The sequence below is a fragment of the Robertkochia flava genome, assembly GCF_020166515.1.
GTDB lineage: Bacteria > Bacteroidota > Bacteroidia > Flavobacteriales > Flavobacteriaceae > Robertkochia > Robertkochia flava.
Genome location: NZ_JAINZT010000001.1, coordinates 79,323 through 95,152, shown reverse-complemented (window position 1 = coordinate 95,152; position 15,830 = coordinate 79,323). Strand labels below are relative to the sequence as shown.

General features: G+C 46.5%; 15 protein-coding genes. 6 read left to right on the top strand and 9 right to left on the bottom strand.

Annotated elements, in window-relative coordinates; all coding sequences use genetic code 11:
- Nucleotides 1-12 precede the first annotated feature (12 nt).
- Together K7R11_RS00420 and pckA are read left to right on the top strand one after the other, a co-directional pair.
- On the top strand, nucleotides 13-399 hold the full coding sequence (locus K7R11_RS00420) for a DUF423 domain-containing protein (RefSeq protein WP_224487780.1): 387 nt from the start codon (nucleotides 13-15) through the stop codon (nucleotides 397-399).
- 74 nt (nucleotides 400-473) lie between these two features.
- Complete coding sequence (gene pckA / locus K7R11_RS00415) at nucleotides 474-2,084, top strand: phosphoenolpyruvate carboxykinase (ATP) (protein ID WP_224487779.1); 1,611 nt, start codon at nucleotides 474-476, stop codon at nucleotides 2,082-2,084.
- A gap of 117 nt (nucleotides 2,085-2,201) precedes the next feature.
- Here the strand turns inward: pckA and K7R11_RS00410 are convergent, their stop codons facing one another.
- Genes K7R11_RS00410 through K7R11_RS00400 form a run of 3 tightly spaced genes read right to left on the bottom strand, consistent with a single transcriptional unit; the run spans nucleotide 2,202 to nucleotide 5,291 of the window.
- Complete coding sequence (locus K7R11_RS00410; protein ID WP_224487778.1) at nucleotides 2,202-2,948, bottom strand: uroporphyrinogen-III synthase; 747 nt, start codon at nucleotides 2,946-2,948, stop codon at nucleotides 2,202-2,204.
- Between the two features lie 14 nt (nucleotides 2,949-2,962).
- Nucleotides 2,963-3,619, bottom strand: coding sequence for a DUF4271 domain-containing protein (locus K7R11_RS00405; protein ID WP_224487777.1), 657 nt, complete (start codon nucleotides 3,617-3,619; stop codon nucleotides 2,963-2,965).
- The gene (locus K7R11_RS00400) at nucleotides 3,603-5,291 is read right to left on the bottom strand and encodes an ArnT family glycosyltransferase (protein ID WP_224487776.1); all 1,689 of its coding nucleotides are present in this window, start codon (nucleotides 5,289-5,291) and stop codon (nucleotides 3,603-3,605) included. Before K7R11_RS00400 ends, K7R11_RS00405 begins: the two co-directional genes overlap by 17 nt.
- A gap of 131 nt (nucleotides 5,292-5,422) precedes the next feature.
- Here K7R11_RS00400 and K7R11_RS00395 point away from each other — a divergent pair, with 131 nt between their 5' ends.
- The 3 genes from K7R11_RS00395 to K7R11_RS00385 are packed head-to-tail and all read left to right on the top strand — an operon-like array spanning nucleotide 5,423 to nucleotide 7,999.
- On the top strand, nucleotides 5,423-6,199 hold the full coding sequence (locus K7R11_RS00395) for a polyprenol monophosphomannose synthase (RefSeq protein WP_224487774.1): 777 nt from the start codon (nucleotides 5,423-5,425) through the stop codon (nucleotides 6,197-6,199).
- Nucleotides 6,159-7,496: a dihydroorotase gene (locus tag K7R11_RS00390; protein ID WP_224487772.1), complete on the top strand. Its 1,338-nt coding sequence runs from the start codon at nucleotides 6,159-6,161 to the stop codon at nucleotides 7,494-7,496. The genes K7R11_RS00395 and K7R11_RS00390 overlap by 41 nt, the downstream gene beginning before the upstream one ends.
- Nucleotides 7,496-7,999 (top strand): DUF4296 domain-containing protein, encoded by a 504-nt coding sequence (locus K7R11_RS00385; protein ID WP_224487770.1) that lies wholly within the window; start codon nucleotides 7,496-7,498, stop codon nucleotides 7,997-7,999. The genes K7R11_RS00390 and K7R11_RS00385 overlap by 1 nt, the downstream gene beginning before the upstream one ends.
- On the opposite strand, the gene K7R11_RS00380 is transcribed toward K7R11_RS00385, so the two are convergent.
- Nucleotides 7,996-8,988: an NAD-dependent epimerase/dehydratase family protein gene (locus K7R11_RS00380; protein WP_224487768.1), complete on the bottom strand. Its 993-nt coding sequence runs from the start codon at nucleotides 8,986-8,988 to the stop codon at nucleotides 7,996-7,998. The genes K7R11_RS00385 and K7R11_RS00380 overlap by 4 nt on opposite strands.
- Before the next feature lie 115 nt (nucleotides 8,989-9,103).
- Here K7R11_RS00380 and tyrS point away from each other — a divergent pair, with 115 nt between their 5' ends.
- Nucleotides 9,104-10,420 (top strand): tyrosine--tRNA ligase, encoded by a 1,317-nt coding sequence (gene tyrS / locus K7R11_RS00375; protein ID WP_224487766.1) that lies wholly within the window; start codon nucleotides 9,104-9,106, stop codon nucleotides 10,418-10,420.
- A gap of 5 nt (nucleotides 10,421-10,425) precedes the next feature.
- Here the strand turns inward: tyrS and K7R11_RS00370 are convergent, their stop codons facing one another.
- The 5 genes from K7R11_RS00370 to K7R11_RS00350 all read right to left on the bottom strand — a co-directional run bounded on the left by K7R11_RS00370 (nucleotide 10,426) and on the right by K7R11_RS00350 (nucleotide 15,827).
- Nucleotides 10,426-12,201, bottom strand: coding sequence for a MutS-related protein (locus K7R11_RS00370; protein WP_224487765.1), 1,776 nt, complete (start codon nucleotides 12,199-12,201; stop codon nucleotides 10,426-10,428).
- 66 nt (nucleotides 12,202-12,267) lie between these two features.
- Entirely contained in the window at nucleotides 12,268-12,462 is a 195-nt protein-coding gene (gene rpsU / locus K7R11_RS00365; RefSeq protein ID WP_224487764.1) for a 30S ribosomal protein S21, read from the bottom strand.
- Between the two features lie 115 nt (nucleotides 12,463-12,577).
- Nucleotides 12,578-13,408, bottom strand: a complete 831-nt coding sequence (locus K7R11_RS00360; protein WP_224487763.1) for a hypothetical protein — start codon at nucleotides 13,406-13,408, stop codon at nucleotides 12,578-12,580.
- Between the two features lie 157 nt (nucleotides 13,409-13,565).
- Nucleotides 13,566-14,816: an NAD(P)/FAD-dependent oxidoreductase gene (locus tag K7R11_RS00355; RefSeq protein WP_224487762.1), complete on the bottom strand. Its 1,251-nt coding sequence runs from the start codon at nucleotides 14,814-14,816 to the stop codon at nucleotides 13,566-13,568.
- Nucleotides 14,817-14,819: 3 nt separating this feature from the next.
- A complete protein-coding gene (locus tag K7R11_RS00350) occupies nucleotides 14,820-15,827 on the bottom strand; it encodes a 4-hydroxyproline epimerase (protein ID WP_224487819.1) in 1,008 nt (335 codons plus the stop codon).
- Between the last annotated feature and the right edge of the window lie 3 nt (nucleotides 15,828-15,830).

The following is a 15,830-nucleotide window of genomic DNA, read 5'->3' as shown; positions in this document are numbered from 1 at the left end:
ATATCAACAATTATGACCAGAACGATGCTTTTAACCGGGGCTGTTTTAGGCGGACTCGCTGTAATCCTCGGAGCTTTCGGGGCTCATGCCTTAAAAAACCTGATCGATGCCGAGGCGGTAAAGACTTTTGAGACCGGGGTGAAATACCAGATGTACCATGCCTTGTTGCTCATCGGGGTAGCCAATCTCCCTCATTTAACCGATCTGGCTAAAACAAGTGTATTTTATCTTGTGCTGTTCGGAGTGATTCTTTTTTCGGGGTCTGTTTACTTCCTGGCAACCAATAACTTGACCTCTTTTGACTTCAGGAAGATTGGATTTATCACTCCTATCGGGGGAACTCTGCTAATTATAGCCTGGGGGATACTGATTTATAACTTTTTTAGTTGGAAAAAATAGCTTTCGCAAACGTTGTAGTACTGTATATTTTACTACATTTGGGCCATAAATTAATCCAATAAACTGATAGTACTATGGGTGAAAAGGCCTTAGTAACGAAAAAGATTTCATTGAAGGAATACGGCATTGAAAATGCAAAAGTGAATTACCAGTTGGATCCGGAAGAATTGCATGCGATCACATTGGAGAAAAATATGGGTAAAGAGGCCTCTTCGGGGGCCCTTGCTGTTAATACCGGGGAGTTTACCGGTAGGTCGCCCCAGGATCGCTTCATTGTAAAGGATGAGATCACTGCAGACCGGGTTTGGTGGGGGAATATCAATATCCCGTTCGAACCTGCAAAATTCGATGCGCTCTATGATAAGGTGGTAGCCTATCTGGACAAAAAGGAGCTGTACGTAAGAGATTGTTATGCTTGCGCAGATGAGAATTACAAGACCAATATCAGGGTGGTAAATGAGTATCCCTGGAGTAACCTGTTTGCCTATAACATGTTCCTGCGTCCGGAGGCGGAGGACCTTAAGGATTTTGCACCGGACTGGACCGTGATCAATGCACCGGGTTTTATGGCAGACCCTGAGGTGGACGGAACGAGACAGCACAACTTTGCGATACTGAACTTTAAACGTAAGGTTGCTCTTATCGGAGGTACCGGGTATACCGGGGAAATTAAGAAAGGGATTTTCTCTGCGCTCAATTTCGAGCTTCCTGTGTTTAAGGATACCCTGCCGATGCACTGCAGTGCCAATGTAGGGGATAAGGGAGATACTTCCATCTTCTTTGGCCTTTCGGGTACAGGGAAAACGACGCTCTCTGCCGATCCTCAGCGAAAGCTCATAGGGGATGACGAGCACGGATGGACCAGTGAGAATACCGTCTTTAATTTTGAAGGTGGGTGTTATGCTAAAGTGATCAACTTGAGTGCAGAAAGTGAGCCTGAGATTTTCAATGCGATAAAGAAAGGGGCCATTCTGGAGAATGTGATCATGGACGATGAAGGTCATGTGGACTTTTCAGACACCTCCATCACCCAGAATACCAGGGTGAGTTACCCGATTTATCATATCGATAATATACAGCAGCCTTCTATTGGTAAGGATCCAAAGAATATATTTTTCCTGACGGCAGATGCCTTTGGTGTTTTGCCTCCCATTTCAAAACTGACTCCTGGTCAGGCAGCCTATCATTTTATCAGCGGATATACCGCCAAAGTAGCCGGTACAGAGGCTGGAGTGGATGAGCCTGTGCCTTCTTTTTCTGCCTGTTTCGGAGCGCCCTTTATGCCTTTGCATCCAACGCGATACGCAGAAATGCTTAGTGATAAGATGAGAGCGGCCGGAGTTAATGTTTGGCTTATCAATACCGGGTGGACCGGTGGTCCTTACGGGGTTGGCAGCCGAATGAAACTAAAATATACCAGGGCTATGATTACCGCAGCGATGAATGGAGAGCTCGGTAAGGAGATCACTAAAGAAGACTATCATATTCACTCTGTATTCGGGGTGGCCCAGCCAAGAACCTGTCCCGGAGTGCCAACAGAAGTATTGAGTTCGCGACAAACATGGAATAACGATGAGGCGTATTATGCCAAGGCTCATGAGCTGGCCAATGCCTTTAAGGCAAACTTTAAAAAGTTTGAAGACTATGCCAATGACGAGATTAAGGCCGGAGGCCCATTGGTGTAACTATTAACCAACCAATCGATGGGGATCTGCGAAGGTCCCCTCTTATATTTTTTCAGTTAGTTAGATAAAAAAACCTCCGGAGTTCCGGAGGTTTTTCTTTTTGTATATGTTGAGGTGTTATTTCTTGTTCACCTTTTCAATATATTTTTCGAGCGCCATGGTCATGGATGGAGATTCCGGGGTGGGAGCTTCAATATCGATCCTTAAGCCGGCTTCATTGGCAGCCTTTTGAGTTGTATTTCCAAAAACTGCGATTCTGGTATTGTTTTGTTCGAAATCAGGGAAATTTTTCAGGAGTGACTCAATTCCGGAAGGACTGAAGAACACCAGGATGTCGTAATATACATTACGAAGGTCTGAAAGGTCACTGATCACGGTTTTGTAAAGAATAGCCCTTTTCCAATTCACTTTTAGCTCGTCGAGGGTTTCGGGAACAATAGGTTTCAATACATCAGACGAAGGTAAAAGAAACTTTTCGTCCTTGTACTTCTTGATGATCGGAGCCAGGTCCTGAAAGGTTCGCTGACCTACATAGATTTTACGCTTTCTGTACACCACATATTTCTGCAGGTAGTAAGCTACGGCTTCCGACTGGCAAAAGTATTTCATGGTGTCCGGCACCTTGAATCGCATCTCTTCAGCAATTCTGAAAAAATGATCCACCGCATTTCTGCTGGTCAGAATAATGGCTGTGTAGTCCTTCAGATCAATCTTTTGTTGTCTTACCTCTTTGGCATCAACCCCTTCTACATGTATAAACGGCCTGAAATCAACTTTGATTTTTTGTTTTTCAACTAACCTTGAGTAAGGTGAATTCTCTACTTTAGGTTCGGGCTGGGAAACTAAGATCGTCTTAACTTTCATAGGTTGTTATTAGTTTAAGCCTTATCTAGGATCAACAGGTTAATCAGCATTAAATAAGGGGCTATTTCTAGCGCGCAAAGATACAAAATAAAATAAAACAAATGCCGGCTGATTGATTTTTGATGATTCGTCAATGTAAGCACCAATGAAATGACATTCAGTGAAATAAAAAGCCCTAGTATGGTGATAATCAAAATATTTTTCGGGAGATTCGAAAAGGTATAATAGGTTAAAAAGGGAATAAGCAGCATGGCGCTGTAATTCCTGTAGGTGAGCTTGTGAAACTGGAAGCTCTCGGTGAATTCGGTGATGTCGAAAATGGTGGAGATGATCTTCTCCAGGTAGTATTTAAAGAGGATAAAAAGGGTTAGAAAGCTAATAATAACAAGAATATTGGATCCTGTTGCCAGTTGGAAATACCCTATAGCTTCTTTAATGATAAGGGAGAATGTGATGAGCTGTGGAATAAACAGAAGCACATTGAACCAATGCTGTGTTTGATTTTTTTCCTTGCTGTAGACCTTGAGATAACGGTAGTTGAATAAGAGTGCCAGGTACGATTGAAATCGCTGTTCGTCCATTACCTTGGCCAGGGTAATACAAATAAGGCTCACGAGAAGCATGAGCGTCTCTGCAGTAAGATAATGGGTATTTCTAAGGATCTCGTTCAAGTGGATGTACCGTTACCATATTTCCTTCGAAGCCGGGCCTGAAACCGTAATGGCCGAGCCCGATGTGAAAGTACGAGACTTTTTCTCCTTTCTTCACTTCTCCGGTTTTCAGCCGGAGTTGGATACTTTTGCCTGCGGGCAACACCAAATCAGGGTCTCTCGCTTTCAACGCAAATGTATCTATAATTTTTCTGTTGTCATCATAGGTTACCCCTTCAATCCTTAATTTATTTAATGGAACCTGTTCGCTGTAAGGATTATGAAGCATTGCGGTAATTTCCGCAGGGACCCCGTTTGTAAATTCTTCCTGGTCAATTTTAAACCGGAGCTTGCTGTAGTTTTCGAATGAATCGATCACAACGCCGCTCCAGTCCTTGTGCTTAAATGGCCGGGTATAAGAGATGGTGGCGTTTTCCAGGGGGCGTTGACTTAGCAGCACAACCGGTTTGCCCCGGAGGGGTTTTTCTGAATGGTCGATATCAAATTGGTTCCTTCGAAATCCAACATCATTCAGCGAATACACCCTGGCTCCGCTGTAGTACGAATAAATAGCTGCATCCCGGTAGGAATTATGGAAGACAACAGGCAAACCATTGCTTTGGGTGTACAGGGATTCAGCCCACTTTTTGTTGCCGTGGGTTTCATAAGGAATAGGTGACAGCACGGGAAATACCAGGGCGAGTCGCACATAACACAATAATATTACGGAGACCACGCTCAGCCGATAGAGCCATTTTCGGTACTGGAGGTGATCCAGGGCATACCTGAAGGATAATATGATGAAAGGAATGTTGATTAGGTTGATCCACTGGATCTGGGTTTTCCTCGTAAAGCTGGAAAACAGAAAGAAGATCAGGAATCCGTAGAATATTACCTTTAGTGCCCTGTCAAACGAAGACCGGACAGGTGCTTTGAAAACTGCGTAATATACCAGGGGAAATACAAGTCCGCCAATGGCCAGGGCGTTGAGCAGGAAATGAAGGGTGAATTTTAACTGGTAGGCGCTGTTAGCCCTTTCTACCAGATGGTAGGAAATGGAGACAAAATCATTTCGGTACAACCAGTAGAGATGTGGCAGGTAGAGCAGGAACCCTGTGAGTATGGCCGCCCAGATCTTTCCGGATCTAAGGTTGGCAGGACGGGACAATATCACAAAAAGGATGAATAGGGCCCCGTGGTATTTGCTGTACATAATTGCTGCCATACAAATTCCCAGCCCCAGAGTGGTTGCAATTCCGGGAGCATGCAGGTGTTTCTTATATACCCAGAGCATCAGTACTGAAAAGAAGAAGAGCGGGGCATCCGGCAGGATAAAGAATCCGAATGCAGCCAATAGGCCAAGGCTTCCGGTAAACCAGAAGAACAACCACGGATGGTCTTTTTTCATGGGATGGTCTGTAATGTCCCATAGCAGGAGCAGGCTTGCTGAATACATGAAGGGAGTGAAGAACCGCACTCCCGCTTCTCCGGGGAGGATTTCAGTGCCTAAATGAATCAGGAAAGCCACCATGGGTGGATGGTCGAAATACCCCCAGGCCAGTTCCCGGGAGAAGTACCAGTAGTAAGCCTCATCCATGATAAGCTCGGTAAAAGCGATCTGTAACAGGTTGATGCCCGTTATGGCAAGGAGTAGGTATACAAGGATTTCAGAGCGCTGTCTGATGGCTCTCATGCGAAGGATGCTTTCGGCAAATTTAGTCAATCCTGCAGGGCCCCGGGGTATTTCTTTGGTTGAAAATCCTAAATATTAGTCCATTTACCTTACATAAATGTTATTTTTGTTCCAACAATTCCTAAAATCGGATGCGCGCAAACGGTCTTGTAATTATTCCTACATATAACGAAATTGAGAATGTGGCGGCTATAGTGACAGCAGTCTTCAATCTCAGGGAAACCTTCGATGTGCTTATCGTTGACGACAATTCTCCTGATGGTACTGCCGATGAGGTCAGAACCCTTCAGGAAGCGCATGCAGGGAGGTTGCATCTTCTGGTGCGACAGGAAAAGCAGGGACTGGGGAAGGCCTATATCAGCGGCTTTAAGTGGGCCCTGGAAAGGGAGTATACCTATATCTTTGAAATGGATGCCGATTTCTCCCATGATCCCAAGGACCTGGTGCGACTGTATAAAGCCTGCAGAAAGCCCGGCGTCGATGTAGCTATAGGTTCACGGTATGTTCAGGGGGTTAATGTAGTAAACTGGCCGTTAAAACGAGTGCTGCTTTCTTACGGAGCCTCTTTTTACGTGAAGATGGTTACCGGGATGCGCATTCATGACCCGACAGCAGGGTTTATCTGCTATAGCCGGAAGGTGATTGAAACCATTAACCTGGATGCGATCCAGTTTGTGGGTTATGCCTTCCAGATTGAGATGAAATTCAGGGCCTATAACCTGGGATTTAAACTGGTTGAGGTGCCCATCATTTTTAAAGACCGTGAACTGGGGCAGTCAAAGATGAGCGGTGCCATTATTCATGAAGCCGTATGGGGAGTGTTAAACATGAAATGGAAAAGCCTTTTTAATAAAAAAGAAAAGTCTTATGAACAGAATACTTATCAAGAATGCCAACATCGTAAATGAAGGTGCGATCAGGCAAGGTGACGTCCTTTTGGAGGAGTCGTTTATCATAGAAATCGGGGATTCCATCAGTGCGGAAAAAGCCAACCTGGTAGTGGATGCTGAAGGGAAGTATCTTTTGCCCGGGGTGATCGATGACCAGGTGCATTTTCGTGAGCCCGGACTAACCCATAAGGGTAATATTGCTTCGGAAAGCAGGGCGGCCATAGCCGGGGGTATTACTACCTTTATCGAGCAGCCTAATACCAACCCGCAAACCGTAACCATTGAGAAGCTGGAGGAAAAGATGGAGATCGCCCGGAAGACCTCTTTTGCGAATTATTCCTTCATGTTCGGAGGGACCAACGACAACCTTGAGGAACTCAAACGACTGGATCCGAAGGCCTGCGCCGGGGTGAAGCTTTTTCTGGGCTCGTCTACAGGAAATATGCTGGTGGATAATGAGGAGGTGCTGGAAAAGATCTTTCGCAGTACCGAAATGGTGATCTCTGCCCATTGCGAAGATGAGGCTACGATTCGGGAGAACCTGAGCAGGTTTAAGGAGAAGTTCGGGGATGATATTCCAATTGAAAATCACCCGTTGATTCGGAGTGAACAGGCTTGTTACCTTTCTTCGTCACGCGCAATTGCCCTGGCTAAAAGTACCGGAGCACGCCTTCACGTTTTTCATGTGTCTACCGGGAAGGAAACGGAACTGTTCACCAATGCTATTCCCTTAGAGGAAAAGAAGATCACTGCAGAAGTGTGTACGCATCACCTGTGGTTTTCTGACGCCGATTATGCGGAAAAGGGAACGCTCATTAAGTGGAATCCTGCCGTAAAAACTGCAGCCGACAGGGATGCCCTCTGGGAGGCCCTGCTCGACGACAGGATCGATATACTAGCCACAGACCACGCCCCCCATACCCTGGAAGAAAAGCAGCAGGTTTATACCAGTGCACCCTCCGGAGGACCCCTGGTACAACATGCCCTGGTGGCCATGTTAGAAAAGCATAAGGAAGGCAAGATAAGCCTGGAGAAAATGGTACAGAAAATGTGCCATAACCCGGCCATTTTGTTCGATATCGAGAAAAGAGGATATATACGGGAGGGATACTATGCAGATCTTGTTCTGGTAGATCCCGACCATGCCTGGACAGTGGAGAAGAGCAATCTCCTGTACAAGTGCAATTGGTCGCCATTTGAAGGAACCCGATTCAGCAGTGCCGTAACCCATACCTTTGTGAATGGAAACCTGGCTTACAATCAGGGGCAGTTTAGTGAAGGGAGAAGGGTGAAACGATTAACTTTTAACCGTTAATGAAAGGGATCGTAAAATTTCTGAGCTACAGCGTGCTGGCCCTTTGTTTTCTGGGTTGTACAGAACCCGTGGTGGAAAAGCCTGAACAGCTGATCCCGGAAGAGACCATGGTGAATATATACTTTGACGTGGCCCTCTTCAATGCATCAAGAAACAGTGGATACGACCAGTTTAGTGCCCATAATATAGACCGATGGAGCTATATCTATACCAAATACGGGATAGACAGTACGCAGCTGGCAAACAGTGGGTTGTATTATACCGCTAAGCCTGTGATCCATGAGCGTATCTATACCCGTGTGGAAGAGAAGCTGGATAGCCTGAAAAAGGTGTTTGATGAGGAGATCCGGGCCATGGGAGAAGAAGGTCGAAATATACTTTCAGACCGCGATAGCCTTGGCAATCCGGTCGATAGCCTTAAGCTGGCAGTTCCCGATTCAACAGATCGCAATCCGGCTGCAGATTCTTTGTCTACCCCGTTAAAACCGGGAGATTCCCTCTAACGGGATGCTGCGATCCTGGCGATCGTATCTTTTACCCTTTGGAATTTCATACCCAGGATAGTTTCGGCTTTTGTGTTGCTGTAATATTCCATTTGCATGGCAGAGCGTGCATTGACCCTTGTGAGTCGCCTGGAGGCACCGAACAGGTTGGCCCTTATCCAGTCCAACCTCCACAGTACTTCCATTTGCCAGGGTTTGATTTCCTTAACGGGAGGCCTCTCTTGAAGGGCCTCTGCGATAAGGTCAAAGAGATCTCTGTATGAGAGGTTTTCACTGACCAGGATGAAACGCTGATTCACAATATCGGTTTCCATAGCCCTGTGCATGGCTTTGACAACATCCCTGACATCGGTAAATCCGGTACCTCCGGTGGGGAAGTATCTCAATCCGTTTTCCACAGCTTGGAACAGTTTCCCGGTGCTGTTATCCCATATACCTTCGCCCAGAACCACTCCCGGATTCAGGATCACACAGTCCAGCCCTTCCTGGCTGCCTCTCCACACCTCCATTTCGGCCCCGTATTTGGTGATGGCATAGGCGTGATGAGGTTGATTGGGGTTCCATTTCGTCTCTTCGGTAATAGGGTCATTTCCGGAAGATTTTCCAATGGCTGCGATACTGCTTAGATGGCAAAGCTTTTGTACGCCCTTATATATACAGGCGTTAACCACATTGGCGGTACCTTCTATGTTAACCTTTCTCAACCTGCGGTATTTTGCAGGGTCAAAAGAGATCAGGGCAGCACAATGGTACACCTGGGAAGTGCCTTTTACGGCAGCATTGAGCAGGTCGATGTCAAGAATGTCTCCCAGATGCCAGTCAATGGCCGAGAGGTCCTCAGCGGATACGCCCCCGGATTTTAAAAATTCGAGGGTTCGCTCTTTTTTATCTTCGCTGCGGTACAATACCCGTACCGTCTTATGCTCCTTTATCAGGTGTAATAGCAGGTGAGATCCAATGAGTCCTGTTCCGCCGGTTATTAGAATCATGGTGGAAAAATACGAATTTATATGGCTATTTTATCCTGCGAATTTTGATAAGGGATCTGCCCTGTTCAAATTAACGGAATACTATATCTTTGCGGAAGTTTAAAATTTGAGATTTATGTCCACGAACTTAGTAGAAGAATTGCGATGGAGAGGCCTGGTACACGATATCATGCCCGGAACAGAAGAACATATGCAGGAAGGAATGACCACAGCCTATATTGGGTTTGATCCGACCTCGGATTCCCTTCATATTGGAAGCCTGGTACCGATAATCCTGTTGGTTCATCTCTATCGCTCAGGACATAAGCCGGTTGCATTGGTAGGCGGTGCCACCGGGATGATCGGGGATCCCAGCGGGAAGTCAGATGAACGCAATTTGCTGGATGAGGCTACCCTGGAAAGAAATGTGAAAGGAATAAAGAGTGTTCTTTCCAGATTCCTGGATTTTGATGCTGCAGAGGCCAATGCCCCGGTTATGGTGAATAATTATGACTGGATGAAGGATTTCACTTTTATCGACTTCGTGCGCGATGTTGGAAAGCGGATTACCGTAAACTATATGATGGCCAAGGACTCGGTGAAAAAGCGGCTTAGTGCCGACTCCGGAGTGGGGATGTCATTTACCGAATTCACCTACCAGTTAATTCAGGGGTACGACTTTTATCACCTGCATAAAACCCTCGGGTGTACCCTGCAGATGGGGGGTAGTGACCAATGGGGTAATATCACCACCGGTACTGAGCTTATCAGGAGAATGAATGTCGGGCAGGACGGAGAAGAAACGGCAAAGGCCTATGCGATGACCTGTCCGCTGATCACTAAGGCCGATGGTTCCAAGTTCGGAAAAAGTGAAGGGGGAAATGTATGGCTTGATGCCGACAAGACCTCGGTTTATAAATTTTATCAATTCTGGTTGAATACCTCGGATGAGGATGCAGAGAAATACATCAGGATATTTACCTTCCTGGATAAGGCAACCATAGAAAAACTTACCGAAGAACACCGTGAGGCCCCGCATCAGCGTATGCTGCAAAAGACCCTTGCAAAGGAGGTGACCAGTTTTGTGCACTCCGAAGAAGCCTATGAAAAGGCTGTGAAGGCCTCTTCGATTCTTTTTGGAAGAAGTACTTCTGAAGATCTTAAGGAGCTGGATGAGATCACTTTCCTGGAGGTGTTTGACGGAGTTCCCCAGGCGGAGGTGAGTCGCTCTGAGGTAGAAGAGGGATTGGATATGATCGCTGCGCTTTCTGCAAAATCAGGATTCCTAAAGTCCAATGGAGAAGCCAGGCGGGCACTTAAAGAGAACTCTATTGCGGTAAACCAGGAAAAGGTTCAGGAAGATTACACCATAAGCAAGAACGACCTGATCAACGGACAGTTCGTTTTACTGCAAAGAGGGAAAAAGAATTATTTTATCCTTAAGGCCGTATAAACGGGTTATACGATACCCATCTGATCCAAAAGGAAGGAGGCATTCATATTGGTGCATATTCCCGGCCGCAGGCGGTAATCAAAGCGTAATGCACTGTTTTCAATATAAGCGTCAAAAAAGTAATTTTTGACGCTTTTTATTTCTTTAGCCACTTCGCACAAACTCAGATCGTGGGTTGCGATGATCCCGGTTGACCCGGAACCGGCAAGCCGTTCCACAAATTTTCGCGAGCCCATAGCTTTATCCTTACTGTTGGTGCCTTTTAGGATCTCGTCAAGGATAATGAAGTATTCCCGCTCCTTAAGCGCATCCACGATAAAACGAAGCCGTTTCAGTTCAGCGTAAAAATAGGATGATTCTTCATTCAGGGAATCTGCCGTACGCATGCTGGTAATAAGTCTTATCGGCCTGTAAATGGCTTTTCCCGCACATACCGGAAACCCGGAATTACTCATTACGATAAACAATGCGGCTGTTCTCAGGAAGGTGCTCTTGCCTGCCATATTTGCTCCGGTAACCACCATAAATTCATGTGGCCCCATATGCACTGTATTTCGCACCAGTTTTTCCTCTGGAATGAGGGGATGGCCGAGATCTTCTGCCTGGATAACGCCGGAGTCTGAACCGGAATTGATCTCCGGGAAACAATATGCAGGATGGTTGAAGTGAAAATTGGCTTTTGTAATGGCAGCATCAAAAAAGGCGATCATTTCGAACCATTTTGGAACTTCTTCCCGGTGTTCCATTACCCATTTTTCTATTCTCAGTCCGTTATAAAGATCGGCAAGTCCCAAAGGATTGATAAGAACGGCCACCAGCAGGTTATTGCGCTGATCCAGGGCGTCTATCATTCGGGCCAGTTTTTTCAGGCTGACAGAGGCTGTAACCTCCCCTTCAGCGCCTTTTTGTTTTTGTTCTCTGAGATAATTCGACTTAAAATCCCGAGATTCGATAAATGCTATGAGTTTCTGGTATTGCTTAAAAGTGTCCTGGGATTTACTGATAAAGATACTTAACCTGCTTATCCTGGAAAGAAAGATCCCGCTTAGGATCAACCCGGAGACGAACCAGTAAATAAAAATGCCTGTACTGATCACTCCTGCAACTGCAAGGGTTGTAATAGCCAGACTGCAGAGGGTCCATGCCAGCGGGAGCCATTTCAGACGATGTGGAAGGGTGGGTTGAAAATTTCTGATCCACTTCAGGATCTCTTCTTCCGGGGTTTCTGTGGCGATAAGTGCTGCGTTGGCCATAAATTCCTGCCGCCAATCCGGAAGAGCCGACAGTTCTGCTGTAGCCTCTTGTTTTTCACCGATCCTCTCTATATCATTTCCGGATAACTCTGCGGCAAAATACCTTCTGCCCATGGAGGTAACGGTGCGGTTGCAGTATTGAAAAAAAGACCCTTCCCCGAAAAGGTCGATATCGTGGCTGAACGCATGTGTGCGGTCTTTCAGATCTTCACCTTTGTCGAGGTCTTTTGGAGAACCCTTCAGAACGTCGATCTCGGTTTGATTGATCCGGATCAGTTCGCGGAATGTGTTGCGGAGGTATTTCATTCGGACAGAATAGTTAACCAGGATGAGAAAAAGCAGGAGCCCGGGTATGCAAATAAGTGTGATCTGTCGGGAGGTATCGTGGTAAATGTATAAAAGGATACAGGCGGTCAAAAAAACAAGCAGCCTGAGCACACTGACCCAGGCCAGTTTCCCCCTGACTGCTTTATGTTTTTCCCGGAAGTTAGTTAACCGCTTCCGGTAATATGTTTCAGGTTGATGCATGCGCTAATACTTTAGCGTAAAACTAAAGAATTATTGCGTGTCATCAGGTGGGTTGATGCTTATATGCTATTCCTCCAGGTTTCTCAGGTATTCGGCCCGGTAAGCAGCTTTTTGTCGGGTTTGTCTTCTCTCTGCAGAAGGCTTGGTGTATTGTTTACGATCCCTGAGTTGCTGAAGAACTTTGGTTTTTTTGTATTTTCTCTTAAATCTTTTAAGGGCTCTTTCAATGCTTTCCCCTTCTTTTACCACGGTTTTTAACATAGAATAGTTTTAAAGTTAATCTCTTTTATTATAAAAAAAATATTGAAACAGCATGTTAAAAAAGTGAAAAAGACCGGAAGTTCCGGTCTTTTATGGGGTGTTAAACGCATAAAGTTTAGTTGGTCACACGTTTAGAGAGGTCGTGTACATAGGTGTATAGCAGGTCCTTGTGATGCCCCAGGAAGTACTTGCCCATTTTTTCGCCCATTGCCTTTCTTTCGGCTTCATCGGGTAAGCCTTCCTTCCAGAGCTCCTCCATACGGATTGCAGCTTTGTCTACATCTTCCATGGAGTCATACAACCAGGCGTCTACCATTTCCCGTCGATCCGAGCCCCAGGCGTGAATGTGGGGGTAGTATGCTTTTGCAAACTCATTCTTGTTCACCATGTTTTCGATGAACCAGGTGTACCCCTCCATAAACTCTTTTTCACTTCCGTTTTCGGGATAATCCATGTAGTTGATGCGCACATAGAGTATCATATCCTTATCTGCCGCTTGTGGCAGGTATTTTGCTCCCGGGAGCATCCGGTAGATCTCGTCTGAGTGCCAGGCGGAATAATGGGAGTCAAGATGGTTGAAAAAGGCATCCCGGTCGGCCTCATCGGGCCAGGCTTCCCGGATAAGCTCGTTGTTTCGATCCTGGGCCTTTTCAATATCTCCCCAGTTGTCGTACATCTGCACAAAAACCAGCTCCCTGCTGTCGGAAGTATACAGGTGGGTGTATACTGCTGTGGCTTTGATAAAATCGTTCTTGTTGATCACCTTTTCCCGGAATTCTTTTTCTGCAGCCTTCCAGGTGTCGTAGGTATTGTTTTCGTCACTTAAATCCCAATGCATGGTGGTAACGGTAATGTAGGGTTGGTTGTCCATCTGGGCAGTCAGGATGCCCGGGATCCATGCGAGTAACATCATCAGAATTCCCGGCGCAGAAATAAAACGCTTCATTTTGCTGTGGTTTTGGTTAGTAAAACAGCAGGGAATCCGCAATAAGATGGGGTTCCAAAGAATAAAGTGGAAAAGTTAAATAGGTTGTACCCGGGAGGAAGATGTCGGGATATACTCTTAAAGATACGGAATATTAAGACATGCCCTCCCAGGGGTGTTAAAATTTCCTGTCCGGCCGAAAGGGCGACAGATCCAGGCTTGGTTTCTTCCCTTCTACGATCTCAGAGATCAATTTTCCGGTAGCCGGCCCGAGGCTCCATCCCATCATGGCATGACCCGTGGCTACCGCCAGGTTGTTAAAGTTGCCGGCAAGCCCGATATAGGGAAGTCCGTCCGGGGTTACCGGTCTAAGTCCACAGGCAGCCTGCGATTTTTCGTCCGCTTCGATCTTCAGGTTACTGTAATATTCTTCCGCTCTGTTTGCAATGGCTTCCACCCGTTCTTTTCGGATGTGATGGTTGATCCCTGAAAATTCCATGGTACCCGCAAACCGGGTGAAGCCCCGCATGGGGGTCACCGCCACCTTGCCTTCACAGAGTACTGCGGGATAGTTGATACCTGTATGGCGCGCTACATTGATGCGATATCCTTTTCCGGCCTGCAGCGGGAGGTTAATATTGAGTTCGCGGGCAATTCCTGCACTCCAGGCTCCGGAACTCACCACAAAGAAATCCCCTTTGATGATCTCTTCCCCGCATTGTATGCCTTCTACCCTGTTATTTTTATAATGTACCCGGTCTGCGGTGGTGTTGGATCTTATAGTCACCCCATTTTCCTGTAGATAGGTCAGCAGCTTTTTCATGAACTCCCCGGGAGTGGTGTGGGCATCGCATTCAAAATGCACGGCCCCCAGTACCGACGGGTCTACTCCGGGCTCGATGTCTTGCAGTTCCGCTTTGTTTAAAACGGCTACCTCCAGGCCTTCTTTACGGGCAATTTCTGCCACTTCAATTTCATGCGCAGCCGCCTGTTCCGTTTTATAAAGCATGAGCAGGCCGCGTTTGTCCAGCTGGAAATCTCCCAGGATACCACTTTCGTGGATGTCGGTGTACAACTCCTTGCTCAGGAGATTGATATCCTTGATCACCGGGATGGCCCTGTTGACCTTTTCAGGAGTGCTGGAGCGATGAAAGTACCAGGCCCATTTCAAGAAATCCGGATCCAGACGGGGTTTCATGTAGAGTGGACTGGAGCTGTTAAACATCCATTTCAGACCTTTGGCCATTACGCCCGGAGCAGCCAGGGGAATTACATGGCTGGGGGTGAGGTAACCGGCATTCACAAAGGATGCCCCCTGGTCTATATTTCCTTTATCGATAACGGTAACCTCATGACCGTCCTTCAGAAGGTAATAGGCAGTACTAAGGCCTACGATTCCACCTCCAATAACAATAACCTTTTTTCCCATAAGTTAAATTACCTGGAACCCTTCTACATAAGGGTCTTCGGGGTCTAATATTAAATGATTGTAACCATAAACTCTGGCCCACCCTTTGATAACCGGGGTGATCGCGTCAAAAGATCCCACTTTTGCGGTTCCTTCGATCTGCCCCTCAAAAAGAGAACCTATAAAACTTTCGTGTATAAAGATATTGCCTTTTTTGAGAAGATCCTTTGCAAACCATTGCGCCATTCGTGCAGAGGTGCCTGTGCCGCAGGGAGAACGATCTATGGCCTTGTCTCCGTAAAAAACGGCATTTCTTGCGGTAGCCTCAGGCGAGATGGTTTTTCCTGTCCACAAGATATGGGAGACCTTGTTAATGGTCGGGTTTTGTGGGTGTACAAATTGATCCGCGTATTTTTCATTGATCAGCGCGCGGATCTCCTGGCTGTAGCGCACGAGTTGCGAGGCCGAATAATGTTCGATGCCTGTGAAATTTTCCTGGGGGTCGATAATGGCGTAGTAATTACCTCCATAAGCCACATCGAAAGCTATTTCACCCAGTTCATCAGAGGTAACCCTGAGGTTACTTGCTGCAAGAAAAGAGGGGACATTCTTTAATGCCACCCACTCCACCTTTCCATTGTTGAAGCCGTACTCGATCTCCACAAGACCGGCAGGAGCCTCCATCCTGATCTTTCCGGGGGTTTTAGGGGTGACCAGCCCCTCTTCAATAGCCACCGTAATGGTCCCGATAGTACCGTGACCGCACATAGGCAAACAACCGCTGGTTTCAATAAAGAGAATGCTGAAATCATTTTCAGGATCGATGGGCGGGTAGATGATGCTCCCGCTCATTTGGTCATGGCCCCGGGGTTCATACATTAATCCTTTTCGAATCCAGTCGTATTCTCTAATAAAATGTTGTCGCTTTTCACTCATGGTATCCCCGTGCAGAACAGGGGCTCCTGAAGCTACCACCCTTACCGGATTCCCGCAGGTATGGGCATCTATACAAAAGAATTTCTTTTTTGTGATCAC

Bases quoted from the DNA above. Each gene is read 5' to 3' on its own strand.
- pckA (WP_224487779.1), top strand. From the start codon at position 474: ATGGGTGAAAAGGCCTTAGTAACGAAAAAGATTTCATTGAAGGAATAC.
- K7R11_RS00380 (WP_224487768.1), bottom strand. From the start codon at position 8,988: ATGATTCTAATAACCGGCGGAACAGGACTCATTGGATCTCACCTGCTA.
- K7R11_RS00395 (WP_224487774.1), top strand. From the start codon at position 5,423: ATGCGCGCAAACGGTCTTGTAATTATTCCTACATATAACGAAATTGAG.
- K7R11_RS00370 (WP_224487765.1), bottom strand. From the start codon at position 12,201: ATGCATCAACCTGAAACATATTACCGGAAGCGGTTAACTAACTTCCGG.
- K7R11_RS00400 (WP_224487776.1), bottom strand. From the start codon at position 5,291: ATGAGAGCCATCAGACAGCGCTCTGAAATCCTTGTATACCTACTCCTT.
- K7R11_RS00420 (WP_224487780.1), top strand. From the start codon at position 13: ATGACCAGAACGATGCTTTTAACCGGGGCTGTTTTAGGCGGACTCGCT.
- rpsU (WP_224487764.1), bottom strand. From the start codon at position 12,462: ATGTTAAAAACCGTGGTAAAAGAAGGGGAAAGCATTGAAAGAGCCCTT.
- K7R11_RS00385 (WP_224487770.1), top strand. From the start codon at position 7,496: ATGAAAGGGATCGTAAAATTTCTGAGCTACAGCGTGCTGGCCCTTTGT.
- K7R11_RS00355 (WP_224487762.1), bottom strand. From the start codon at position 14,816: ATGGGAAAAAAGGTTATTGTTATTGGAGGTGGAATCGTAGGCCTTAGT.
- K7R11_RS00360 (WP_224487763.1), bottom strand. From the start codon at position 13,408: ATGAAGCGTTTTATTTCTGCGCCGGGAATTCTGATGATGTTACTCGCA.
- tyrS (WP_224487766.1), top strand. From the start codon at position 9,104: ATGTCCACGAACTTAGTAGAAGAATTGCGATGGAGAGGCCTGGTACAC.
- K7R11_RS00410 (WP_224487778.1), bottom strand. From the start codon at position 2,948: ATGAAAGTTAAGACGATCTTAGTTTCCCAGCCCGAACCTAAAGTAGAG.
- K7R11_RS00390 (WP_224487772.1), top strand. From the start codon at position 6,159: ATGAACAGAATACTTATCAAGAATGCCAACATCGTAAATGAAGGTGCG.